Origin of the sequence: Mycobacterium farcinogenes (genome assembly GCF_019739075.1) — a bacterium.
GTDB classification, from domain to species: domain Bacteria; phylum Actinomycetota; class Actinomycetes; order Mycobacteriales; family Mycobacteriaceae; genus Mycobacterium; species Mycobacterium senegalense.
Window position 1 is genome coordinate 4,023,935 of record NZ_CP081673.1, and the last position, 22,207, is coordinate 4,046,141.

General features: G+C 67.8%; 21 protein-coding genes. 11 read left to right on the forward strand and 10 right to left on the reverse strand.

From position 1 onward, the window contains the following. Positions 1 to 29: 29 nt before the first annotated feature. Together K6L26_RS19085 and K6L26_RS19090 are read left to right on the forward strand one after the other, a co-directional pair. Positions 30 to 563 (forward strand): hypothetical protein, encoded by a 534-nt coding sequence (locus K6L26_RS19085; RefSeq protein WP_064894401.1) that lies wholly within the window; start codon positions 30 to 32, stop codon positions 561 to 563. After that, positions 560 to 1,081 carry a GNAT family N-acetyltransferase gene (locus tag K6L26_RS19090; protein WP_064894458.1) on the forward strand — a complete coding sequence of 174 codons (522 nt, stop codon included), beginning with the start codon at positions 560 to 562 and terminating at the stop codon, positions 1,079 to 1,081. Before K6L26_RS19085 ends, K6L26_RS19090 begins: the two co-directional genes overlap by 4 nt. Here K6L26_RS19090 and zapE read toward each other — a convergent pair. Further along, a complete protein-coding gene (zapE, locus tag K6L26_RS19095; RefSeq protein ID WP_019348890.1) occupies positions 1,078 to 2,115 on the reverse strand; it encodes a cell division protein ZapE in 1,038 nt (345 codons plus the stop codon). The two genes, K6L26_RS19090 and zapE, sit on opposite strands and share 4 nt — an antisense overlap. Before the next feature lie 34 nt (positions 2,116 to 2,149). Here zapE and K6L26_RS19100 point away from each other — a divergent pair, with 34 nt between their 5' ends. From K6L26_RS19100 to aftC, 3 genes are read left to right on the forward strand one after another with little or no spacing between them, the layout of a single operon-like run. Further along, a complete protein-coding gene (locus K6L26_RS19100; RefSeq protein ID WP_036387913.1) occupies positions 2,150 to 2,920 on the forward strand; it encodes a pyrimidine reductase family protein in 771 nt (256 codons plus the stop codon). A gap of 60 nt (positions 2,921 to 2,980) precedes the next feature. Continuing rightward, positions 2,981 to 4,561: an alpha/beta hydrolase gene (locus K6L26_RS19105; RefSeq protein WP_047038240.1), complete on the forward strand. Its 1,581-nt coding sequence runs from the start codon at positions 2,981 to 2,983 to the stop codon at positions 4,559 to 4,561. A 33-nt stretch (positions 4,562 to 4,594) separates the two neighbouring features. Then, positions 4,595 to 5,887, forward strand: a complete 1,293-nt coding sequence (aftC, locus tag K6L26_RS19110) for an arabinofuranan 3-O-arabinosyltransferase (RefSeq protein ID WP_221853429.1) — start codon at positions 4,595 to 4,597, stop codon at positions 5,885 to 5,887. On the opposite strand, the gene K6L26_RS19115 is transcribed toward aftC, so the two are convergent. After that, positions 5,879 to 6,451 (reverse strand): class I SAM-dependent methyltransferase, encoded by a 573-nt coding sequence (locus tag K6L26_RS19115; RefSeq protein WP_036387915.1) that lies wholly within the window; start codon positions 6,449 to 6,451, stop codon positions 5,879 to 5,881. The genes aftC and K6L26_RS19115 overlap by 9 nt on opposite strands. Positions 6,452 to 6,540: 89 nt before the next feature. Here K6L26_RS19115 and K6L26_RS19120 point away from each other — a divergent pair, with 89 nt between their 5' ends. Together K6L26_RS19120 and msrB are read left to right on the forward strand one after the other, a co-directional pair. Next, a complete protein-coding gene (locus tag K6L26_RS19120; RefSeq protein ID WP_221851195.1) occupies positions 6,541 to 7,287 on the forward strand; it encodes a helix-turn-helix transcriptional regulator in 747 nt (248 codons plus the stop codon). Positions 7,288 to 7,344: 57 nt separating this feature from the next. Further along, positions 7,345 to 7,761, forward strand: coding sequence for a peptide-methionine (R)-S-oxide reductase MsrB (gene msrB, locus K6L26_RS19125; protein ID WP_019349076.1), 417 nt, complete (start codon positions 7,345 to 7,347; stop codon positions 7,759 to 7,761). A 97-nt stretch (positions 7,762 to 7,858) separates the two neighbouring features. Here msrB and hemQ read toward each other — a convergent pair whose 3' ends face one another. Genes hemQ through hemE form a run of 3 tightly spaced genes read right to left on the reverse strand, consistent with a single transcriptional unit; the run spans position 7,859 to position 10,972 of the window. Further along, positions 7,859 to 8,554, reverse strand: coding sequence for a hydrogen peroxide-dependent heme synthase (gene hemQ, locus K6L26_RS19130; protein WP_019346532.1), 696 nt, complete (start codon positions 8,552 to 8,554; stop codon positions 7,859 to 7,861). 4 nt (positions 8,555 to 8,558) lie between these two features. Next, entirely contained in the window at positions 8,559 to 9,914 is a 1,356-nt protein-coding gene (locus K6L26_RS19135) for a protoporphyrinogen oxidase (protein ID WP_085141328.1), read from the reverse strand. Next, entirely contained in the window at positions 9,911 to 10,972 is a 1,062-nt protein-coding gene (gene hemE / locus K6L26_RS19140; RefSeq protein WP_221851196.1) for a uroporphyrinogen decarboxylase, read from the reverse strand. Before hemE ends, K6L26_RS19135 begins: the two co-directional genes overlap by 4 nt. A gap of 111 nt (positions 10,973 to 11,083) precedes the next feature. On the opposite strand from hemE, the gene K6L26_RS19145 reads away from it, so the two are divergent. Further along, complete coding sequence (locus tag K6L26_RS19145; protein ID WP_221851198.1) at positions 11,084 to 11,665, forward strand: DUF3000 domain-containing protein; 582 nt, start codon at positions 11,084 to 11,086, stop codon at positions 11,663 to 11,665. Position 11,666: 1 nt separating this feature from the next. Further along, positions 11,667 to 12,917: an HRDC domain-containing protein gene (locus K6L26_RS19150; protein ID WP_019346536.1), complete on the forward strand. Its 1,251-nt coding sequence runs from the start codon at positions 11,667 to 11,669 to the stop codon at positions 12,915 to 12,917. A 3-nt stretch (positions 12,918 to 12,920) separates the two neighbouring features. On the opposite strand, the gene K6L26_RS19155 is transcribed toward K6L26_RS19150, so the two are convergent. Beyond that, positions 12,921 to 13,820, reverse strand: a complete 900-nt coding sequence (locus K6L26_RS19155; RefSeq protein WP_019346537.1) for an alpha/beta fold hydrolase — start codon at positions 13,818 to 13,820, stop codon at positions 12,921 to 12,923. Between the two features lie 88 nt (positions 13,821 to 13,908). On the opposite strand from K6L26_RS19155, the gene K6L26_RS19160 reads away from it, so the two are divergent. Beyond that, positions 13,909 to 14,415, forward strand: coding sequence for a phosphate-starvation-inducible PsiE family protein (locus K6L26_RS19160; protein WP_076215492.1), 507 nt, complete (start codon positions 13,909 to 13,911; stop codon positions 14,413 to 14,415). Here K6L26_RS19160 and dxs read toward each other — a convergent pair. Beyond that, positions 14,412 to 16,325 carry a 1-deoxy-D-xylulose-5-phosphate synthase gene (gene dxs, locus K6L26_RS19165; RefSeq protein ID WP_076215493.1) on the reverse strand — a complete coding sequence of 638 codons (1,914 nt, stop codon included), beginning with the start codon at positions 16,323 to 16,325 and terminating at the stop codon, positions 14,412 to 14,414. The two genes, K6L26_RS19160 and dxs, sit on opposite strands and share 4 nt — an antisense overlap. Before the next feature lie 27 nt (positions 16,326 to 16,352). Then, positions 16,353 to 17,645 carry a Na+/H+ antiporter NhaA gene (gene nhaA / locus K6L26_RS19170; protein ID WP_076215495.1) on the reverse strand — a complete coding sequence of 431 codons (1,293 nt, stop codon included), beginning with the start codon at positions 17,643 to 17,645 and terminating at the stop codon, positions 16,353 to 16,355. Between the two features lie 188 nt (positions 17,646 to 17,833). On the opposite strand from nhaA, the gene K6L26_RS19175 reads away from it, so the two are divergent. Further along, positions 17,834 to 18,919: a GGDEF domain-containing protein gene (locus tag K6L26_RS19175; RefSeq protein ID WP_036387933.1), complete on the forward strand. Its 1,086-nt coding sequence runs from the start codon at positions 17,834 to 17,836 to the stop codon at positions 18,917 to 18,919. Positions 18,920 to 18,946: 27 nt separating this feature from the next. Here K6L26_RS19175 and K6L26_RS19180 read toward each other — a convergent pair whose 3' ends face one another. Beyond that, positions 18,947 to 20,176: a class I SAM-dependent RNA methyltransferase gene (locus K6L26_RS19180; RefSeq protein ID WP_221851199.1), complete on the reverse strand. Its 1,230-nt coding sequence runs from the start codon at positions 20,174 to 20,176 to the stop codon at positions 18,947 to 18,949. Continuing rightward, a complete protein-coding gene (locus K6L26_RS19185) occupies positions 20,173 to 22,176 on the reverse strand; it encodes an APC family permease (RefSeq protein ID WP_221851200.1) in 2,004 nt (667 codons plus the stop codon). Before K6L26_RS19185 ends, K6L26_RS19180 begins: the two co-directional genes overlap by 4 nt. Positions 22,177 to 22,207: the final 31 nt, after the last annotated feature.

Below are 22,207 nucleotides of genomic sequence, written 5' to 3' on the forward strand. Positions count from 1 at the left end.
ACGTTTCAGTCTGTGCGATCATGCCTGGCATGCCTCGCTGGTTTGCGCTCATGTTCACGGCCATGGTGATGTCGGTTACCGCCCTCGTCGGCCCGCCGGCGGCCTCGGCCGAAGGGACTCCGATCGGCAACATCGGCGACACGTTGCGGGTCAAGACGGCCAACGGCATCGTCGCCGACGTCACCGTGCACGATGTGCTCGCCAGCGAAGTCCCGCCCGGCTGGGGCTGGAACGGCTCGCCGCGCTGGCGGGCCCAAGGCGGTCCGTGGCGCGCCCCGGTCACCGTGACCACCGTCGCCGCCCCCAACCCGTACGCGATGGCACTGGCGTTCACGTTCAACGGCGTCACCCCCTACGCCGACGCATACGCGCCCAAGCACACCGATGCGCCCAACCGACTCGAAGCGGCGCTGCGCAACGCGCCGCCGGGGGCCACCGTCAACGGCGACGTCTACTGGGATGTCTACCGCGCACTGGTCACCAATGTGGTGTTGACCGACACCAAGACCGGAGAGCACCTGGCGCAGTGGAACCTGTGGCAGCCGGGCGCGCCGCTGCCGTGAAGATAGCGCCCGCCACGGCAGCTGACCTCCCGGAGCTGGCCGCGGTCGCGGCCGCCACCTTCCCCCTGGCCTGTCCCCCGTCGGTGACGCCGGACAATGTCGCCGCCTTCATCGCCGAAACCCTGTCCGAGGAACGCTTCGCCGAATACCTCACCGACCCCGGTCGGATCGTGCTGGTGGCGAGGGAGGACTCGATCACGGGATACGCCATGCTGATTCACGGTGTCCCCGACGACGACGATGTCCAGCGGGCGGTGACGCTGCGGCCCGCGCTGGAACTGTCGAAGATCTACGTGCTGCCCGGCCGGCACGGCGCAGGGGTGGCCCAGGCACTGATGTCAGCCGTCTTGGATGCCGGGAGCGAATCCGGTGCGGCCTCCGTCTGGCTGGGGGTCAACCAGCACAACCACCGCGCCCAACGCTTCTACACCAAGCACGGTTTCACCGTCAGCGGCACCAAGACCTTCCGGCTCGGCACCCGCATCGAGGACGACTACGTGATGGTCCGGCCGGTCTAGACGGCCTTCTGCGCCGCGGCGGTCAAGGCCAGCAGACGCGAGGTGGCCCGCAGGTACTTCTTCCGGAATCCCCCGGCCACCATCTCCGGGCTGAAAATGGTGTCGAGCTTGGTTCCCGAAGCCAGCACCGGGATTCCCGCGTCATACAGGCGGTCGGTCAACGCCACGAGCCGCAGTGCCACACTCTGATCCTCGATCGGGTGCACCCCGGTGATGAACACCTCGGTCACCCCTTCGATCAACGCGTGGTAGCGCGACGGGTGCATGGTCGCCAGGTGCGCGCACAACGCGTCGAAGTCGTCGAGCGTCGCCCCGGCAACTCCTTCGGCCCGCTGCGCCACCTCCGCATCGGAGAGCGGCTCGGGAGCCGGCGGCAGATCACGATGCCGGTAGTCGGGTCCCTCGATGCGCACAGTGGTGAAGATCTGGGCCAGCGTGTTGATCTCGCGCAGGAAGTCCTGGGCGGCGAACCGCCCCTCACCCAACTGTTCGGGCAGGGTGTTCGAGGTCGCCGCGATCGACACCCCACGCTCCACCAACGCCGAGAGCAACCGTGAGATCAGCGTGGTGTTGCCCGGATCGTCCAGCTCGAACTCGTCGATGCACACCACCACATATTCGGAGAGCAGGTCGATGCACTCGTTGTAGCCGAACACCCCGGCAAGCTGGGTCAGCTCGCCGAACGTGGCGAACGCGGTCGGAGCATCCCCCTGCGACAGCGTGTAATACGTCGAGGCCAACAGGTGGGTCTTGCCGACGCCGAACCCACCGTCCAGGTACAGCCCGACCCCCGGCAGCACCTCACGCTTGCCGAACAGCTTCTTCTTGCCCGCCCGCCTCAGCGCTGCCTGATCACAGAAATCGCGGCACGACTGCACCGCGGCGGCCTGAGACGGTTCGGACGGGTCCGGGCGATAGCTGTCGAAGCTGACATCGGCGAACGTCGGCGGCGGAACCAACTGTGCGACCAGCCGCTCCGGCGTGACGGTGGGATGACGATCGGCGAGATGAGCGACGCCGCTGGACCCGTGCATGGAGGCAGCGTAACGACGTGCTCCAATTCAGTTCATGTCCGATGACACCGCCGGAACCGACCTGACCGTGCTGGGAAATGTCGACACAATCACCGACGGCCAGCTGGCCGCTTACTACTCCTACCCCGATGACCTGCAGAGATGTTGGGTGCGCGGCAACATGATCAGTAGTCTCGACGGCGGCGCCACCGAGGACGGCAAGTCCGGTGGGCTGGGCGGTCCGGGCGACCGGGCTGTGTTCAATCTCATGCGCCACACCGCCGACGTGATCCTGATGGGCGCCGCCACCGTGCGGATCGAGAACTATTCGGGCGTCCAACTGACCGTCGCACAACGCCAGCAGCGGCAACGTCGCGGGCAGCACGAAGTGCCGCCCATCGCGGTCATCACCGCGTCGGCCGACCTCGAGCCCGACGCCAAGTTCTTCACCCGCACCGAGGTGGCACCGCTGATCCTGACCACCACCAAGACCGTCGCCGACGCGCGGCACCGGCTGGGCGCCGTCGCCGAGGTACTCGACGCCTCCGGTGCCGATCCCACCCGGGTCGACCCTGCGGTGGCCCTGCGAATCCTCGCCGAACGCAAGCTCTTCCGGGTGCTGACCGAGGGCGGACCGCAACTACTGAGCCTGCTCATCGAGGAGGACCTGCTCGACGAGTTGTGCCTGACCGTGGCGCCGATCCTGGTCGGCGGCGTGGCACGGCGCATCGCCACCGGCCCGGGCCACGCACACACCCGGATGCGGCCGGCGCACCTGCTCACCGACGACGACGGCTACCTGTACACCCGCTACGTCCGCGGGTAGATGCGCCGACGAGCGCTGGCGCGAGGAGCATCGGCGCTGTCTGTCGCTACTGTGGTCAGCATGCGTCATCAGCTGGTGAAAGCCCTGAGAAGGTCCGCGGTCGCCGCGCCCGTTCTGTCACTGGGAGTGCTCACCGCTTGCGCACCACTGTTCGCCGCAGATCCGCGATATGCCACCAACTCCGGCGCTCACCCGCAGGGTCAACCCGTGACCACCGCCGCCGCCCCGCCCGGTCCGCCCGGCATCGACGCGCCCAAGAACGACCTGTCCTGGCGGGACTGCACGCCTCGGCTGTTCAGCAGCGCCGGCGTGCAGCCGCCCGCCGACGTCACGCTGGATTGCGCCACCTACGACGCCGATCTCGACTCGATCAACGGGGCCACTGGTACCGTCAGCATCGGCGTGGTGCGGGCCCGCTCGACGCAGACGCCGCCCGACGCGGGCCCGCTGGTGATGACCACCGGATCCGACATCCCCACCTCCGTGCAGCTGCCGACCTGGTTGGCGCGCTCGGGAACCGACATCCTCAAGACCCATCCCATCGTGGCCGTGGACCGGCGCGGCATGGGCATGTCCGGCGCGATCGACTGCCGCGACGTCTACGACCGCCAGGAAATGCTGGACCAGACCCAGTTTCAGGCCGGCGACGACCCGGTGGCCAACCTGGGCGCGGTCACCATGACCGCCACCACCAGTTGCACGGACACCATCGCCCCGGGCGACTCGGCGTACGACAACGCGCACGCCGCCGAAGATCTGGAACGGCTGCGCAGCACCTGGGACGTGCCCACCCTGGCCCTGCTGGGTGTCGGCAACGGTGCTCAGGTGGCCCTGGCCTACGCCGGCTCGCACCCCAACAAGGTGTCGCGACTGGTCCTGGACTCCCCGTTGCCGCTGGCAGTCGGCGCCGAGGCGGCCGCCGAGCAACGCGTCAAGGGCCAGCAGGCCGCGCTCGACGCGTTCGCCGCGCAATGTGTGGCGACCAACTGCCCGCTGGCACCGGACCCGAAGGGCGCCGTCGACGCCCTGCTGGCCGATGCGCGCGCCGGCCGCGGACCCGGCGGCGCCTCGGTGGCCACCCTGACCGACGCGATCACCACCGGCCTGGGCTTCCCGCAAGGCGACCGGGTGGCCGCCACCAACAATCTGGCGACGGCATTGGCCGCGGCCCGAGCCGGTGACACCGGCCCGATCTCCGGCTTGATCACCCAGGCCGACAACCTGCGCCAGACCGACGGCCAGTTCGTCAACTCCTGCAGCGACGCGCTAAACCGACCGACCCCCGACCGGGTCCGCGAGCTCGTGGTCGCCTGGGGCAAGCTCTACCCGCAGTTCGGCGCCGTGGGCGCGCTGAACCTCGTCAAATGCCTCAACTGGCCCAGCAGCACGGCACCCAAAGACCCGCAGGATCTCAAGATTCCGGTACTGCTGCTCGGCGTGCGCAACGACCCGATCGTCGGCAACGAGGGCGTGGCGGCCGTGGCCGCCACCGTCATCAACGCCGGCGCCAACAACCGTCGGGTGATGTGGCAGGGCATCGGCCACGGCGCCAGCATCTACACCCCGTGCGCGCTGCCCCCGTTGACGGGCTACCTCGACAGCGGCAAGCTGCCCGAGACCGACACGTACTGTCCCGCCTGACGCCGGGCCTGATCGGCCTCGGTATAAGGTTCGCTGGTGGCCGAAGCAGAATCCCCGACCAATGCCGTCAAAGTCGGTCTTCTGAACTTGTTCCGTCCCCGCACCTCTCCGCCGAGCACCGTCACGGTGCTGCGCTCGGTGCTGTGGCCGCTGGCGATCCTGTCGATCATCCACCGCAGCTATGTGCTGGCCACCAACGGCTACATCACCGACGACTTCGGTCCGGTGTACCGCGCCGTGTCGAACTTCCGGCGGCACTGGGCCATCTACAACGAGCACTTCAGCTACGTCGACCCGCACTACCTGTACCCGCCCGGCGGCACGTTGCTCCTGGCGCCGTTCGGCTTCCTGCCGGAGTTCGCCTCCCGGTTCTGGTTCGTGGCGATCAACGCCGTGGCCGTCGTCATCGCAGCCGCACTTCTGGTTCGGCTCTTCAAGTTCTCGCTCACCTCGGTGGCGCTGCCCGCCCTGCTGCTGGCCATGTTCTGCACCGAATCCGTCACCAACACATTGGTTTTCACCAACATCAACGGCTGCGTGCTCCTCGGTGAGGTGCTGTTCTTCACCTGGCTGCTGTCGGGCAAGGTGGGGCATCAGTGGTGGGCCGGCGCGGCCATCGGGCTCACTCTGGTGGTCAAACCCCTGCTCGCGGTGCTCCTGCTGCTGCCGCTGCTGAACCGGCAATGGCGCGCCCTGGTCACGGCATTCGCGGTGCCGCTGGTGTTCAACGCAGTGGCCTGGCCGCTGTCGGCCGATCCGATGGGCTTCGTGCGCAACACCGCGCCCTACATCCTTGAGACGCGCGACTACTTCAACTCGTCGATCCTGGGGAACGGCATCTACTACGGGCTGCCGATGTGGTTGATCGTCGTGCTGCGGGTGGCGGCGGTGGCGCTCACGGTCATCAGCCTGTGGCTGCTGTACCGCTACTACCGCGAACGCGACCAGCTGTTCTGGATGCTCACCTCGTCGGGTGTGCTGCTGATCGGTTCGTGGCTGGTGCTGGGACTCGCCCAGGGCTACTACTCGATGATGCTGTTCCCGTTCCTGATGACGGTGGTGCTGCCGAACTCGGTGATCCGCAACTGGCCGGCGTGGTTGGCGGTCTACGGGTTCATGACCATGGACCGCTGGCTGTTGTGGCGTTGGCCCACCACCGGCCGGTTCCTGGAATACATGAAGATCACCTACGGCTGGTCGCTCATGCTGGTCGTGGTGTTCTGCGTGCTGTACTTCCGCTATCTGGACGCCAAGCAGGACGGCAGGCTCGACGAGGGCATCGACCCGCCGTGGCTGAGCCGGGCCAAAGAAGCCGAATCAGTCTGAGCTGAACTGCATGACCTGGCCCGCCAGCCGGGTCCGGGTCCGCACCGCCAGGCCGTGCCGTGCACAGACCTCCTCGAGCTCGTCGGGGTTGACCAGCCGGAACGGTGACCGGTCCAGCCGGTGGATCGCCGTCGCCATCGGCGTGCGGGTCAGGTCGTAGCCGGTGAACACTCCACCGGGCCGCAGCACCCGGGCGATCTCGGCGATCGCCCGCTCCCACTCCACGATGTGATGCAGCATCAGGCAGCTCAGGACCGAATCGAACGAGTCGGCCGAGAACGGCAGGTCGGTGGCGTCGGCCCCGCGCACGGTCACCTCCGGATACGCCTGCAGCCGCCGGGCCGCGGTGCGCACCATCGCCGGGTCGAAATCGGTCGCGGTGATCGCCAAGTCAGGATTGGCCTGCCGCAGCCGGGCCGCGATATCACCACTACCCGAACCGATTTCAAGCACATCGTGGCCGAGGCGATCCAACGGTAGACTGCCGAGCACCGCCTGCCCGGTCCCGCCGCGCCACAGCGCAGTCTTGCAGAAGGCGCGTTCGATCTGTGACATCGCCGGCATGTGAGCTCCCCTGTCCTCGTGGATTTCCAGCATGGCCGATCCCCGGCAGAGGCGGCTTGTACAGATCGGCCGTATGGGAGATTGGGAAGGTGAGCGGCAATCGCGACGGGACATGGTCGGGCGCAGTGGCCGTCGTCGCGGGCGCGCTCTGCTACACCGGCACCTTGTCCGATGCGCGCCAACACCACCATGTGGCCACGCAGGTGGTCCGGACGTTCTCAGGTGCATTCGAACTGTCCGATGCACACGGACGCCGCGTCGTCACCTCTGCCGCGGTCATCCCATCCGGACATGACCACGGCATCCGCATCCTCGAACCGACCTCCGGGATACTGGCCTTTCTCGACCCGAGCGTGTTCAGCCGCATCGCCGCCGACAGCGACGAGCTAGCCACATGGGTGGCGGCGGGCCACCAACTCCCCTGCTGGACAAGCCCTTTGCCACCAGAACAACTACTCGGGCAGCTGATCGCCACGCCGCCCACCGGTTATACCCGGCCCACGGCGGACATCTGGCATCCCAGCGTGCTCGCCGCGGTCGAGCTGATTCCGCGCCTGCTTCCGGGCCAGGTCCGGCTCACCGAGGTCGCACGACAGGTGGCACTGTCGCCGAGCCGGCTCGGCCGGCTGTTCAATGATCAGGTGGGGCAGTCGTTTCCGACGTACGTGCGCTGGGCACGGTTGCGCTGCGCCGTCGAGGCGGTGCGGGATGGCGCGTCACTCACCGATGCCGCTCATGCGGCCGGCTTCACCGACAGCGCCCACGCCAATCGGGTGTGCCATGAGATGTTCGGTCTCTCACCGAGTGCGGCGAGCCGCGACCTGGTGTGGGCGTAGCGGCGCTCCGCCCGAGGTCAGTGGCGCTGACCGCCGAGCAGAACGTAACTTGGGTATATGACAACCGACGGTCCCAAGCTGCAACTCACCGATGACGAGTGGCGCGAGAAGCTGACCCCCGAGGAGTTCGCGGTGCTGCGCCGCGCGGGCACCGAGCGGCCCTTCACCGGCGAGTACACCGACACCAAGACCGAAGGCGTCTACGAATGCCGGGCCTGCGGTGCCGAGTTGTTCCGCAGCACCGAGAAGTTCGAATCCCATTGCGGTTGGCCGTCGTTCTTCGACCCGGCCGATTCCGCCGCGGTGATTCTGCGGTCGGACACATCACTGGGGATGCGCCGAGTCGAGGTGCTGTGCGCGAACTGCCACAGCCACCTGGGGCACGTGTTCGAAGGCGAGGGCTATCCCACGCCGACCGATCAGCGGTACTGCATCAACTCGATCTCCCTGAAGCTGGTGCCCAAGCCGGTGTGATGCCGGCCCACGGGTCAACCACCTTGCGCGAGCAGACGCAAATGCCCCCGACACGCCGGGTGTACAGGGGCATTTGCGTCTGCTCGCGCAGGAAGAACTAGGGCAGCTTGGCGACCAGATCCTCGACGCTGACCCGCGGGCCGGTGAAGAACGGCGTCTCCTCGCGGGTGTGGCGCCGGGCGTCGGTGGCCCGAAGATCACGCATCAAGTCGACGATGCGGTGCAGCTCGGGCGCCTCGAAGGCCAGGATCCACTCGTAGTCGCCGAGGGCGAACGCCGGCACCGTGTTGGCCCGCACATCCTTGTAACCACGGGCGGCCATACCGTGCTCGGACAGCATGCGGCGACGCTCTTCGTCGGGCAGCAGGTACCACTCGTAGGAGCGCACGAACGGGTACACGCAGATGTAATTGCCCGGATCCTCACCGGCGATGAACGCCGGGACATGGCTCTTGTTGAACTCGGCGGGGCGGTGCAGCGCCACGCTGCTCCACACCGGGTCGCTGATGCGGCCCAGCGCGGTGGTGCGGCGGAAGTCCGAGTAGGTGGCCTGCAGCGCCTCGATGTTGTCGGCGTGGGTCCAGACCATGAAGTCGGCGTCGGCCCGCAAGCCGGCCACGTCGTACAGGCCGCGCACGACCACCCCGCGCTCTTCCTGCGTCTTGAAGAAGGCCGTCGCCTCGTCGGTCACCTGGGCGCGTTCCTCGCCCAACTCTCCGGGGCTCACCGCGAACACCGAAAACATCAGGTAGCGGATGGTGGAGTTCAGTTCGTCATAGTCGAGCTTGGCCATGCGCCTATCGTGCCACGCCGCTGTACACCAGTTCCGCGGCCGCCCGGGTGGCGGTGCCCACACATGCGGGCACCCCGATCCCGTCCAGGTAACCGCCGGCCACCGCCAGCGTTGCGGGCAGGCCCGCACGCAGTTCGGCGACCAGATCGAGGTGGCCGGGGCCGTACTGCGGCATCGCGTCGATCCAGCGATGCACATGGCTGTCCACCGGTTCCACCGCGACCCCGAACAGCGTGTTCAGATCGCGCGCCGACCAGGCCAGCAGATCCTCGTCACCGGTACTGCGGGCCATGTCGTCGCCATAGCGGCCGAACGACAGCCGCACCATCTCGACGTTCCCGCGCCGGCCCCATTTGCGCGACGACATCGTGATCGCCTTGGCGTTGAGCCGTTCCCCCGCGGCCACGAGCACCCCGGACTGCTGCGGCAACGGCGTACCGCCCGGCAGCGCCAGAGCTACCACCGCCGCCGAGGCCACCCGGATCCGCCGGGCCGCGGCCGCGGTGCGCGGGGCGACCTGTTCGATCAGTGACGGCAGATGCGGGGCGGGTACCGCCAACAAGACCGCGTCGGCATACCAACTGGCGCCCTCGTCGTCGAGCACCGACCAGCCCCGGCCACGCCGGTCCACCCGTACCGCGGCGACCTGAGCCCACCGCACATCGGCGCGACGACGCAGTTCCTCCAGCAGCACCGTGTAGCCGCCGTCGACGGCGCCGAACACCGGCGCTTCCGAGGGCGGCGGCAGCGCATCGCGCACCGCCTCGGTGAGGCTTCGCGCTCCGCGGTCCAGGGCTGCCGCCAGCGACGGGACCGCCGAACGCAACCCGATCGTCGCCGACGACCCGGCATACACACCGGTGAGCAGCGGGTCCACGGACCTGGTCACCACCTGGGCACCGAACCGGTCACCGACCACCTCGGCGACCGACGGGTCCGCACCCGGGGTCCACCGCAGCGGCCGGGAGCGTTCGTCGTGGATCCGGGCGACGGTCTCGTCGTCGACCAACCCGAGCAGCGACGACGCCTGGGCGGGAATGCCCTGCAAGGTGCCCTGCGGTAGCTGGTGCAGCCGGGCACCGCTGTAGATCAGGGGCCGGGTGCCGGTGGGGCTGAGCCGACGGCCGGCCAGGCCGAGCTCGGCGAGCAGGTCCAGCATCTCGGGCCTGCGCACCACGAACGCTTCGGCACCGACGTCGAACGGTTGCCCGCCGACCCGTTCGGTGCGCAACACCCCGCCGAGCCGGTCAGCGGGGTCGAGCAGCGTGATCTGAGCCCGCGGTCCGGCCGCGAGCCGCAACCGATAGGCGGCGACCAAACCTGAAATGCCGCCGCCGACAACGCAATAGGACGCACTCACAGTGAGTGCACCAGACTCACCGCCTCGGTGATGATGCCGGGGTCGGTCGCCGGCAGCACACCGTGGCCCAGATTGAAGACATGACCGGCCGCCCCCGCCGCCACCGCGGCCCGCCCGTCGTCGACCACGCGGCGCACCGCCGCCTCGGCCACCGGCCAGCCCGCCAACAGCACCACCGGATCGAGGTTGCCCTGCAGGGCGGTGCCGGGCTTGACCCGGGCCGCGGCGTCGACCAGCGAGGTGCGCCAGTCCACGCCGACCATCGTGGCCGGGGCAGCGCCCAGGGCCTCGGACATCGCCCCCAGCAGCTCCGCGGTACCGACGCCGAAGTGCGTCATGGGCACACCGGCGGCGGCCATGGTGGCGAACACCCGGGTGGTGTGCGGAAGCACATAGCTGCGGTAGTCGGCCAACGACAGCGTCCCGGCCCAGGAGTCGAACACCTGCAGGGCGTCCACGCCGGCGTCGACCTGGGCCTGCAAGAAGGCGATGGTCAGGTCGGTCAGCGCACCCATCAGCGCATGCCAGGTGGCCGACTCCCCCAGCATCATGGCCTTGGTGCGCTCATGGTGCCGGCTGGGCCCGCCCTCGACCAGGTAGGAGGCCAGGGTGAACGGCGCGCCGGCGAAGCCGATCAACGGCACGTCGCCCAACTCCCGCACCAACATCGCGACAGCATCGGTGACCGGCGAGACCTGCGCCGGCTCAAGCGGTTTCATCCCCTCGACGTCAGCCCGCGACCGGATCGGATGTTCGATGACCGGCCCCACGTCGGGGACGATGTCCAGCCCGATCCCGGCGGCCTTGAGCGGCACCACGATGTCGGAGAACAGGATGGCGGCGTCGACGCCGTGCCTGCGCACCGGCTGCAGGGTGATCTCGCAGACCAGTTCGGGGTCGAAGCAGGCCTCCAGCATGCGGTGCTGAGCCCGCAACGCACGGTACTCCGGCAACGAGCGGCCGGCCTGCCGCATGAACCACACCGGCACACGGCGCGGGATGCGGCCGCTCACGGCGGCTAGATATGGGGAATCGGGCAGCTCCCGGCGGGTATTCATCGGCTCCTATGGTGCCACGTGCCCGCGCGCGTAGACCGTTGCCGGTTCGTGACGCCCCCGCTACGGCGCGCCTGCGTCCCGTCCTGGCAGTATCCGCTAGCGTCAAACGCCGTGACCTCTGCCGAACCGGCCCAGTTCCGGACGGCGGTGGCGGCGATGAACGCCACCACCGTACGGCCGGAAATCGAGCTGGGTCCGATACGCCCGCCTCAGCGGCTGGCGCCCTACAGCTACGCGCTGGGCGCCGAGGTCCGACATCCCGAAACAGCGGTCATCCCGGAGCGCTCCGAAGGCGACGCGTTCGGCAGGCTGATCCTGCTGCACGACCCCGACGGAGCCGAAGCCTGGGACGGCACCATGCGCTTGGTCGCCTACATCCAGGCGGACCTGGACTCCAGTGAAGCCGTCGACCCGCTGCTGCCCGAGGTGGCCTGGAGCTGGCTCGTGGACGCCCTGGAATCCCGTGCCGAGCACGTCACCGCACTCGGCGGCACCGTCACCGCCACCACCTCGGTGCGCTACGGTGACATATCCGGCCCGCCGCGGGCACACCAGCTCGAGCTGCGGGCTTCCTGGACCGCGACCGATCTGGAGTTGGGACCGCACGTGGAGGCGTTCTGTGAAGTGCTCGAGCACGCTGCAGGGTTGCCGCCGGCGGGCGTGACCGACCTGAGTTCCCGTACCCGCGCGTGAGATGACCGAAGTAGACCCAGACGCCGCCGAGCCGGACGAGGCCGAAGCAACCCCACTGCTCTCCCCCGTCGACGGGGTGCCCGAAGTCTGTGTCACTTCCGATGAAATCTCTTCCGCGGCAACATCCCTCGCCAAAGGCAGCGGGCCCTTCGCGATCGATGCCGAACGTGCCTCCGGCTTCCGCTATTCCAACCGCGCGTACCTGGTGCAGATCCGTCGTGCCGGTTCGGGGACGGCGCTGATCGACCCGGTCAACCACGGCGGCTCTCCCATCGATGCGATGGCGCCGGTGGCCGAGGCCCTGGCTGCCGACGAATGGGTGCTGCACGCCGCCGACCAGGACCTGCCGTGCCTGTCGGAAATCGGCCTGCGCCCGGGCAAGCTCTACGACACCGAGTTGGCCGGCCGGCTGGCAGGTTTCGAGCGGGTCAACCTCGCCGCGATGGTGCAACGGCTACTCGGCCTGCAGTTGATGAAAGGGCACGGCGCGGCCGACTGGTCCAAACGGCCGCTGCCGGCGGAATGGCTCAACTACGCCGCCCTGGACGTCGAGGTGCTGCTGGAGCTGCGCCACGCGATCGCCGCGGTTCTCGAAGATCAGGGCAAAACCGAATGGGCCAGACAGGAATTCGAGTACCTCCGCACCTATGTCGCCCAACCCACCCGACGTGACCGCTGGCGACGCACCTCGGGCATCCACAAGGTCCGCAACCCGCAGGCGCTGTCCGCCGTCCGCGAGCTGTGGACGACCCGAGACACCATCGCTCGTAGCCGCGACATCGCCCCCGGGCGCATCCTGCCCGACGCGGCGATCATCAACGCGGCCACCGCCAACCCCAAAACCGTCGACGAGCTCATCGCACTGCCGGTGTTCGGAGGCTCCAAACAGCGCAAGAGCGCCAAGGTCTGGCTGGACGCGCTGAACCGGGCCAGGGATACCACCGACCCGCCCGAGGCCAACGAAACCCAGAGCGGCCCGCCGCCGGCCGCCCGCTGGGCCCGACGCAAACCCGAAGCCGCGGCCCGGCTCGAAGCCGCCCGGGCCGGCCTGGCCGAACTCTCGGAGCGTGTTTCGGTGCCCGCCGAAAATCTGATCACCCCCGAGGTGGTGCGCCGGCTGTGCTGGGACTGGCATCCGGTCGCCGACGTGGCCACCGCCGTGGAGGAATTCCTCGTCGAGGCCAACGTCCGGCCCTGGCAGCGTGAGCTGACGGTGCCGGTACTCACCAAGGCGCTCAGCTCTGCCGAGTGACGCTCACCCGCTCACCTGGTCTATGTGGGCCAGGAAATGAGTCAGCACCGACTGAGGATCCTCGATCTGCGGCCAGTGTGCGATGTCGTCGGCCAACATCACCACGTCAGGATCGGGAATCACCTCGAGATAGCGCTGCGCCATGTGACGCCCCGAGTTCGGATCCGACGGCCCGTCGATCAGCCGCATCGGCACCTTGGTCTCCCGCATCGCCCGCACCCATCGATTCCGGTACGTGTAGCGGTCGTTGACGAACCGGCCGACCTTGTGGAGGACCCGCTTACCGTCGTTGTACTCCAGAATCTGGTGAAACTTCTCCATGAGCTCCGGTGACGGCTTGGTGTTCACACCGAACATCTCGTTGATGGTCGGCTCCACGAGTCGACGTGACAACCGGCTGCCCTGCAACGGACTCATGATGTCACCCAACGGGGTTCGCGACATCGCCTTCTGCAGCAGCCGCGGCGTGTAGGCCTCGTTGAACAGGCCGCCGTTGAGCCAGGTGATCGATGCGATGTTCAGCGCACCGTAAGCCCGGCCACCGAATTCGTGGCGGGCCAGCAGTTCCTGGCCCACCGAATCACCGAGGTCATGGGCCAGAACGTGGGCGGTGCCGACCCCGAGGTGATCCAGCAGCGCCTCGTGCATGTCGGCGTGGTCGGGCACCGAGTATCCGTAGGCGACCGGCTTGTCCGAGAAACCCATCCCGATCATGTCCGGCGCGATCACGGTGAACCGCTCTGTCAGGGTGGGCCAGATGAGCGACCAGTCCCATGAACTGAACGGATAGCCATGAATGAGAAGGAGATTCGGCCCACTGCCCGCGGCCCGGTAGAAGATGTCGAATCCCAGGTAGTCGAAGAACTGCCCGGCGTCCTTCCAGCTCTTCAATTCGGCGTCCATCTCTGCAACCTAGTTGAGAATCGATCTCTGCCGGCGTGCTGATGGCGTTTCGTCCCCGGGGCGGGCCCGACCGGAATAACGTCAGTGCGTGGCGCAGTCGAGAGAAACCGAAGCCGAGCAGGAACGCGAGCGCTTCGCCGACCGGATCCTGCGGATCGCCGAGGACGCGGTCTACTGGTCGATCGCGATCCTGCTGCTCGCCGGATCGGTGGTGCTGATCGCCGCGCAGGTCCACCTCATGCTGCGGTTGAGGAGCGCTCCGGCCGCGCAGATCATGCTGGAGCTGCTCGACGGCCTGCTGCTGGTCTTCATATTCGTGGAATTGCTCTATGCCGTGCGGACCTCGTTGCGATCCCGCGAGCTGGTTGCCGAACCATTCCTGATCGTCGGCATCCTGGCCTGCATCAAAGAGATCGTGGTGGTGTCCGTGGACGCGGCCAAGCTGTTCGACAAGGGGCCGGAGTTCGCGCGCGCCATCGTTCAGGTCGGCGTGCTGGGCGGATTGGTGCTCGTCCTGGCCGCCGCCATCTTCGTCCTGCGGCTACACCCGTTCGCCGCCGACCACATGCGCGACAAACCGGACGACGACTCCTAGTCGACCTGCTGGCCGACTTCCTGCTCCCCCACGGGTGCACCGATCGCGGCGATCCAGCCGGTGATCTGACGGGCGATGTGCTGGTCGGTCAGGCCGACCGCGGCCAACACCTCGCCACGCGAGGCATGCTCCTGGAAGACCTGCGGGACACCGAGATCCCGGCACGGCACATCGATCTCCGCGTGGCGCAACGCCGCGGACACCGACGAACCGATCCCGCCGTGCACACCGTTGTCCTCGACGGTGACCACCAGCTTGTGCTGACGCGCCAACTCACCCACGATCTCGGGAACCGGAAGCACCCAACGCGGATCCACCACCGTGACACCGATGCCCTGATTACGCAGCCGCTCGGCGACCGCCAGCGCCATCGAGGCGAAAGATCCCACGGCGACCAGCAGCACGTCCTCGGTCAGCCCCGCGGCCGGGACGGCCAGCACATCGACACCCCCGCGTCGGTGCAGCGCCGGAATGTCTTCACCCACATCACCTTTGGGGAACCGGAGGGCCGTCGGGCCGTCGTTGACCGCCAACGCCTCGCCCAGTTCCTCGCGCAAGGTCGCACCGTCGCGGGGCGCGGCGACCCGGATGCCCGGGATGATGCCGAGTACCGACAGATCCCAGACCCCGTTGTGGCTGGCCCCGTCCGGCCCGGTGACACCGGCCCGATCCAGCACCATGGTGACCGGCAATCTGTGCAGCGCCACGTCCATCATCAGTTGGTCGAACGCGCGGTTGAGGAACGTCGAATAGATCGCCACCACCGGATGCAGGCCGCCCATGGCCAGGCCGGCCGCCGATGTCATGGCGTGCTGCTCGGCGATACCCACGTCGAAGAACCTGTCGGGGAACCGATCCCGGAATGCGCTGAGGCCCGTCGGTCCGGGCATGGCCGCGGTGATCGCGACGACGTCGCGCCTTTTCGCCCCGATCTTGATCAGCTCGTCGGAGAACACCGACGTCCAACCCGGCGCGGACACCTTCGTCGGCAGCCCGGTCTCCGGGTCGATGACGCCGCAGGCGTGCATCTGATCCGCTTCGTCGTTCTCGGCATGCGCATAGCCCATGCCCTTGCGGGTCACCACGTGGACGATCACCGGGGCCTTGAACCCGCGGGCGTGGCGCAGCGCGCTCTCCACCGCATGCTCGTCGTGACCGTCGATCGGCCCGACGTACTTGATGCCCAAGTCGGTGAACATCACCTGCGGGGCGACCGCGTCCTTGATGCCGGCCTTGATGCTGTGCATGCACTGGTAGCAGAACTCGCCGACGACCGGCAGCCCCCGCACGGCCTTGCGGCCCTCTTCCAGGATCCGTTCATAGGCCGGCTGCAACCGCAGGCCCGCCAGGTGATCGGCGAACCCGCCGATGGTCGGCGCATAGCTGCGCCCGTTGTCGTTGACGACGATGACCACCGGGCGACCGCCGGTCGCGATGTTGTTGAGCGCCTCCCAGCACATGCCGCCGGTGAGGGCGCCGTCACCGACGACGGCCACCACGTGGCGATTGCGGTGCCCGGTGAGTTCGAACGCCTTGGCCAGACCGTCGGCATACGAGAGCGCGGTGCTGGCGTGGCTGGACTCCACCCAGTCGTGCTCGCTCTCGTTGCGCGACGGATACCCCGACAGACCGTCCTTGCACCGCAGGGTGTCGAAATCCTGTGCACGCCCGGTCAGCATCTTGTGGACGTAGGCCTGGTGACCCGTGTCGAAGATGATCGGATCATGGGGCGAATCGAACACGCGATGCAGCGCCAACGTGAGTTCGACGACACCCAGATTGGGGCCAAGATGTCCGCCGGTTGCAGCCACCTTGTGGATCAGGAACTGACGAATTTCCTGTGCCAGATCAGTCAACTGAGACTGTGACAGGTGCTGCAGATCGGCGGGACCGCGGACCTGTTCAAGCATCCCGCCAGTGTACGCACGCATCGGGGGTCAGTCCTGTCGAGGCTGATAGACGTCAGGCACCCCGTCATTGTCGGCGTCGACGGTTTCCAGCTGATGAATGCGGCGGTAAACGGCATTGCGCGACACCAGAACCACCGAGGCCAGCAGGCCTGCCACCACCGAACCGGTGACCACCGCGATCTTCACATCGTCATCGGCCACGGTGGAATGTCCGAAGGCCAGCTCGCCGATGAGCAGCGACACCGTGAAGCCGATACCGGCCAACATCGCGACGCCGAGCACGTCGCGCCAGGCCAGATCTTCATCGAGGGTCGCGTGGGTGAAACGGGCCAGCAGATACGTCGTCCCCAGCACTCCGATGGGCTTGCCGAGCACGAGCCCGACGATCACCCCAAGTGTGACCGGGTGCGTCAGGGCGTCGGCGAAACCGGACCAGCCGCCGACCGTCACGCCCGCGGCGAAGAAAGCGAAGACGGGCACGGCGAAGCCGGCCGACAGCGGCCGCACGATGTGCTCGAAATGCTTGGCCGAGGCGTGCCGGCCCAGCACCGGCACGGTGAACCCGAGCACCACCCCGGCCACCGTGGCGTGCACACCGCTGGCATGGACCAGCGCCCAGGCGACGATCGCCGGCGGCATCAGGATCCACCACTGCCGCACACCCCGCTGCACGGCAAACGCGTACAACGCGATCGGGATCAGGGCAGCGGCCAGCGGCCCCAGCGCCACGTGATCGGTGAAGAAGACCGCGATGACGGTGATCGCGAGCAGATCGTCGACCACAGCCAGGGTGAGCAGGAAGATCCGCAGTGCCGCAGGCAGGTGGGTGGAGACCACAGCCAGCACCGCCAGCGCGAAGGCGATGTCGGTGGCGATCGGCACCGCCCACCCGGCGAGGTTCTCCGGATGCCCCGAGAACAGGTTGATCCCGACGAAGATCGCCGCGGGCACCACCATGCCGCCCACCGCCGCCGCGATGGGCAGCGCCGCGCGGGCGGGATCACGTAGGTCACCGGCCACGAATTCGCGTTTGAGCTCAACTCCCACGACGAAGAAGAAGACCGCCAGCAGCCCGTCGGCGGCCCACGCCGACAGGCTCAGGTTCAGGTGCAGTGACTCCGGGCCGATGACGAATTCCGAGAGCCGGTCATATCCGCCCGACCACGGCGAGTTGGCCCAGACCAGCGCCGCACCCGCGGCCGCCAGCAACAACGCGCCGCCGACGGTCTCGGTACGCAGCAGATCGGAGACCCGCTGCCACTCCGGCCACGAGCCGCGAACGAGCAGACGGCGGCTGGCGGGTTGACGGCGATTACTCATCGGGCTCCTGTGGTCAGCATTCATCCAACGCCGACCAGACTTCCCGGCACACCCGCGGATAACGCTAACAGGCGAGACGGATGAGCAAATACCGACGAAGTCCTTGGCAGCGCGTCAAACCGGCGACAAAACTGAGACCCGCATGATTACGTAGGGTGTAGACGAAGTCGATTAGTCCGGGGTGCGGGTTGAGTCCATTCGATCACTATTACGCGCGTACCGCCCTGCTTGCTGCGCAGGGCAAGCGCACCCTGATGCAGCGTCTCATCGGGATCACCATCGTCGGTTTGGGCCTGGTGCCGCTGCTGCTGCTGATGAGCCCGGTGGGGCCGCACGGCGCCCTCCGGTATGTCGCGGTCGCCATGAGCATCGGCGGTCTGACCATGGCGCAGTGGTGGTGGCGGCGCCAATGGCCCAGCCGCACCCAGTCGTGGATCGTGGTGTCCATCGGGACGGCCTGTATCGCAATCACCTGCATTCTGCTGGTCGACCCGGTCATCGGCCTCTTGGGCGCCAGCTCGCTGAGCCTGATCACCGGCTATACGGCATTCCTGCACAGCCGGCGGGTGCTGCATTTGACCTGGGCGGCCTCGGGCGTTGTGGTGGCGTTCCTGGCGGTCCGGGTGGCCCTGATGGATCCCTGGCTCGCGGCGGCGGGCACTTTGGTAGCGGTGCTGGTGATCGTGAGCACCTCGGCGCTGTGCCGGACGGCCGTCGAACTGATCGAGCCCGACGTCCAGCACCCCAGTGAGATCGACCCGCTCACCGGTCTGCTCAACCGCGAGGCCTTCGACATGCACACCGCCACGATGCTGGGCTCGCACAGCCGACACGACGACCAATACCTGGTGATCGTGGCGGTGGGGATCGACGACATGGCGCTGCTGAGCGACATGGACGGCACTCACAGCACGCTGCACGCCCGCGTCGCGGTGGCCCAGGCCATCCGCGAGACAGTGCGCCACAAGGTGCCGCTGGCCCACGTCTCCGACAGCGTGTTCCTGATCGCCGACGTGTTCAAGACCAACGACCCCTCGCCGCTGGTCAACCGGATCCGGATGGCGATCACCACCACGCCCATGCGCCTGACGGCCAGCATCGGCACGGCCTGCAGTCAGCTGCGCCCGTTGACGGAACTCCCCACCCCGCAGGTGGTCGACGCCCTCGTGGCGCTGGCCGACACCGCGATGAACCAGTCACGCGCCGAGGGCGGCAACCGCGCCACCTACGCGCACTTCCCCACCCCGACGATGGGCCCCGACGCCCAGGAGTGACAGACCCCGATCAGCGGGGCCGGGCTGTCAGCGGGTCAGCACCGCGACGCACTCCACGTGGTGGGTCAGCGGGAAGGAATCGAACACCCGCAGCTCCTCCACGGCGTAGCCGTGGCCCAGGTACAGCCCGATATCTCGGGCGAAGGACGCTGCCTCGCAACCGATGTGGATGACCCTCGGCACGTCGGTGGCGGCCAGCGCATCGATCACATCGCGGCCGGCGCCGGTGCGCGGCGGGTCGAGCACCGCGACGTCGGGACGCCCCGACTCGGCGGACAGGGCGCGTCGAACCGAGTCGGTGACGACCGAGACCCAGGGCAGGTCGGCCAGCGCGCTGCGCGCCGCGCGGGACGCCCCGCGTGAGGTGTCGACGGTGAGCACGCGGCCGTCGGGCCCGACCTGTTCGGCCAGCGCCGCGGCGAACACCCCGGCACCGCCGTACAGATCCCATGCCGTCATGCCCGGCCGCAGCCCGGACCAGCCGGCCACCAGCCCGCTGTAGAGGGCGGCGGCATCACGGTGGGCCTGCCAGAACGCCGTGACCGGCAGCATCCACCGCCGCTGGCCGACGCGCTGCACCGCCTCGTAGTCACCCTCGATGACCCGCGTCGGATTCTTCGGACCAGAGGTGCGGCCACCTTTGCGAACAGTCGCCTTGGGACCCGATTGCACGATGTGGCGGCGGCCGTCGGAGTCCAGCACCGCATGCACGTGCGCACCGGGCGTCCAGCGCATCTCGGCCAGGCCGTCGGTCAGTTCGGCGGGCAGTTGTCCGCACGCGAGGTCGGTGACCAGATCGGCGCTGTGGTAGCGGTGCAGTCCGGCCCGGCCGTCGGCGGTGGTGTCCAAGCGCACGCGGGTGCGCCAGCCGAGGACGTCACCGGCGCCGACCGGTTCGGCCGCCGGCGGCTCGTCGCGCTGCTCGTCGCGCCAGGTGAATCCGCCCAGCCGCGCCAACTGGTTGGCCACCACCGAACCTTTGAGCCGCCGCGCCGCCTCCGGCTCGGCGAATGCCAGGTCACAGCATCCGGCACCGTCCACCCCGGCGATCGGGCACAGCGATGCGATCCTGTCATCGGACGGTTCCACGACCTCGACAACCTCAGCGTGCCAATACGACCCACGCTCGTCGAACACGTTGACCCGCACGGTCTCTCCGGGCAGGGCATAGCGGACGAATACCACTCGCCCGTCATGTCGGGCCACGCAACTGCCACCGTTGGCGGCCGCCCCGACGGTCAGCGTCAGTTCCGTCATTCCAGGAATCCCCTACGCGCGTCGCCCGGAGTGGCGCGCGGCTGCAGCGCCTTCAACCGCTCCGACGAATTCAATTGCCACGGAACGGATGTCACCATCACGTTGGGCATGAACAACAACCGACCTTTGAGCCGCAGCGCACTCTGGTTGTGCAGTACCTGCTCCCACCAGTGCCCCACGACATACTCGGGGATGAACACCGTCACCACTGTTCGCGGAGACTCCTTGGTGACCCGTTTGACGTAGTCCAGTACCGGGCGCGTGATTTCGCGATACGGAGAGGCGATCACCTTCAACGGGACACTGACGTCGCTGTCCTCCCACTGATGCACCAACGCCCGGGTCTCGGCGTCGTCGACGCTGACCGTGATCGCCTCCAGCACGTCAGGCCGGGTGGCCCGCGCGTAGGCCAGCGCCCGCTTGGTCGGCAGATGCAGCTTCGAGACCAGGACCACCGCATGGTTGCGGCTCGGCAGCACGATGTCGCCCGCGTCCTCGTCCTCTGTCTCCAGCTCACGGGCCACGGTGTCGTAGTGCTTGTGGATCATCTTCATGATCACGAAAAGGGCGCTCATCGCCAGGATCGCGATCCAGGCACCGGCGGCGAACTTGGTCACCACCACAACCACCAGCACGGCCCCCGTGGCGGTCAGACCGACCGCGTTGATGATGCGCGAGCGCATCATGTGCCGCCGCACCGCCGGATCGGTTTCGGTGCGCAACAACCGGGTCCAGTGCCGGACCATGCCGATCTGGCTGAGCGTGAACGATACGAACACGCCCACGATGTAGAGCTGGATCAGGGCCGTCACCTCGGCACGGAAGGCCACCACGAAAGCGATCGCCGCGAAGGCCAGGAAAAGGATGCCGTTGGAGAAGGCCAACCGGTCACCGCGGGTGTGAAGCTGACGCGGCAGGAAGCGGTCCTGGGCCAGGATCGACCCGAGCACCGGGAACCCGTTGAACGCGGTGTTGGCGGCCAGCACCAGGATCAATGCCGTCACCCCGGCGATCAGGTACAGACCCACCGGGAAGTTGTGGAACACCGCGTCGGCGAGCTGCGCGATCAAGGTCTTCTGGTGATAGTCGGCCGGCGCGCCGATCAGCTGCTCGTGGGGCCGTTCAGCGATCTGCACGCCCGTCGCCTTGGCCAGCAGGATGATTCCCATGAACAGGGTGACCGAGATCACCCCCAGCAGCAGCAAGGTGGTCGCCGCGTTGCGCGACTTGGGCTTACGGAAGGCCGGCACACCGTTGCTGATCGCCTCGACACCGGTCAGCGCCGCCGAACCCGAAGAGAACGCCCGGGCCACCAGGAACACCAGCGCGAAGCCGAGCACCTCACCGTGTTCGGGATGCATCTCGAAACCGGCTGACTCGGCGCGCAGCGGATGGCCCAGAACATAGATCTGGAACAGGCCCCAGCCCAGCATGATGTACATGCCGATCATGAAGGCGTAGGTGGGAATCGCGAACGCGGTGCCCGACTCCCGCAGGCCGCGCAAGTTCATCGACGCCAGCAGCAGGATCGCCGCCACCGCGAACAGCACTTTGTGTTGCGCGACGAACGGCACCGCCGAGCCGATGTTCGACATCGCCGACGACATCGACACCGCAACTGTCAGCACGTAATCCACCATCAGCGCGCTGGCGACCGTCAGCCCCGCGGTGGGCCCGAGGTTCGTGGTGACGACCTCGTAATCGCCACCGCCGGACGGATAGGCGTGCACGTTCTGCCGGTAGCTGGCGATCACGATGAGCATCACGCCGGCCACCGCGAGACCGATCCAGGGCGTCAGCGAGTAGGCCGTCAGCCCGGCCACCGACAGCACCAGAAAGATTTCCTCCGGCGCGTAGGCCACCGACGACAACGCGTCGGAGGCGAACACCGGCAGCGCGATGCGTTTGGGCAACAGCGTGTGAGAGAGCTTGTCGCTGCGGAACGGCCGCCCCAGAACCAACCGGCGCGCTGCCGTCGAAAGCTTGGACACGAGAGCCAAGACTAAGCCCGAACACGAAAAGTCGTCACAA

What these genes read in the sequence shown, in the direction of transcription:
- K6L26_RS19085 (WP_064894401.1), top strand. Translation starts at nt 30, where the DNA reads ATGCCTCGCTGGTTTGCGCTCATGTTCACGGCCATGGTGATGTCGGTT.
- zapE (WP_019348890.1), bottom strand. Translation starts at nt 2,115, where the DNA reads ATGCACGGGTCCAGCGGCGTCGCTCATCTCGCCGATCGTCATCCCACC.
- K6L26_RS19100 (WP_036387913.1), top strand. Translation starts at nt 2,150, where the DNA reads ATGTCCGATGACACCGCCGGAACCGACCTGACCGTGCTGGGAAATGTC.
- K6L26_RS19105 (WP_047038240.1), top strand. Translation starts at nt 2,981, where the DNA reads ATGCGTCATCAGCTGGTGAAAGCCCTGAGAAGGTCCGCGGTCGCCGCG.
- K6L26_RS19115 (WP_036387915.1), bottom strand. Translation starts at nt 6,451, where the DNA reads ATGCCGGCGATGTCACAGATCGAACGCGCCTTCTGCAAGACTGCGCTG.
- msrB (WP_019349076.1), top strand. Translation starts at nt 7,345, where the DNA reads ATGACAACCGACGGTCCCAAGCTGCAACTCACCGATGACGAGTGGCGC.
- hemQ (WP_019346532.1), bottom strand. Translation starts at nt 8,554, where the DNA reads ATGGCCAAGCTCGACTATGACGAACTGAACTCCACCATCCGCTACCTG.
- hemE (WP_221851196.1), bottom strand. Translation starts at nt 10,972, where the DNA reads ATGAATACCCGCCGGGAGCTGCCCGATTCCCCATATCTAGCCGCCGTG.
- K6L26_RS19150 (WP_019346536.1), top strand. Translation starts at nt 11,667, where the DNA reads ATGACCGAAGTAGACCCAGACGCCGCCGAGCCGGACGAGGCCGAAGCA.
- K6L26_RS19155 (WP_019346537.1), bottom strand. Translation starts at nt 13,820, where the DNA reads ATGGACGCCGAATTGAAGAGCTGGAAGGACGCCGGGCAGTTCTTCGAC.
- dxs (WP_076215493.1), bottom strand. Translation starts at nt 16,325, where the DNA reads ATGCTTGAACAGGTCCGCGGTCCCGCCGATCTGCAGCACCTGTCACAG.
- nhaA (WP_076215495.1), bottom strand. Translation starts at nt 17,645, where the DNA reads ATGAGTAATCGCCGTCAACCCGCCAGCCGCCGTCTGCTCGTTCGCGGC.
- K6L26_RS19180 (WP_221851199.1), bottom strand. Translation starts at nt 20,176, where the DNA reads ATGACGGAACTGACGCTGACCGTCGGGGCGGCCGCCAACGGTGGCAGT.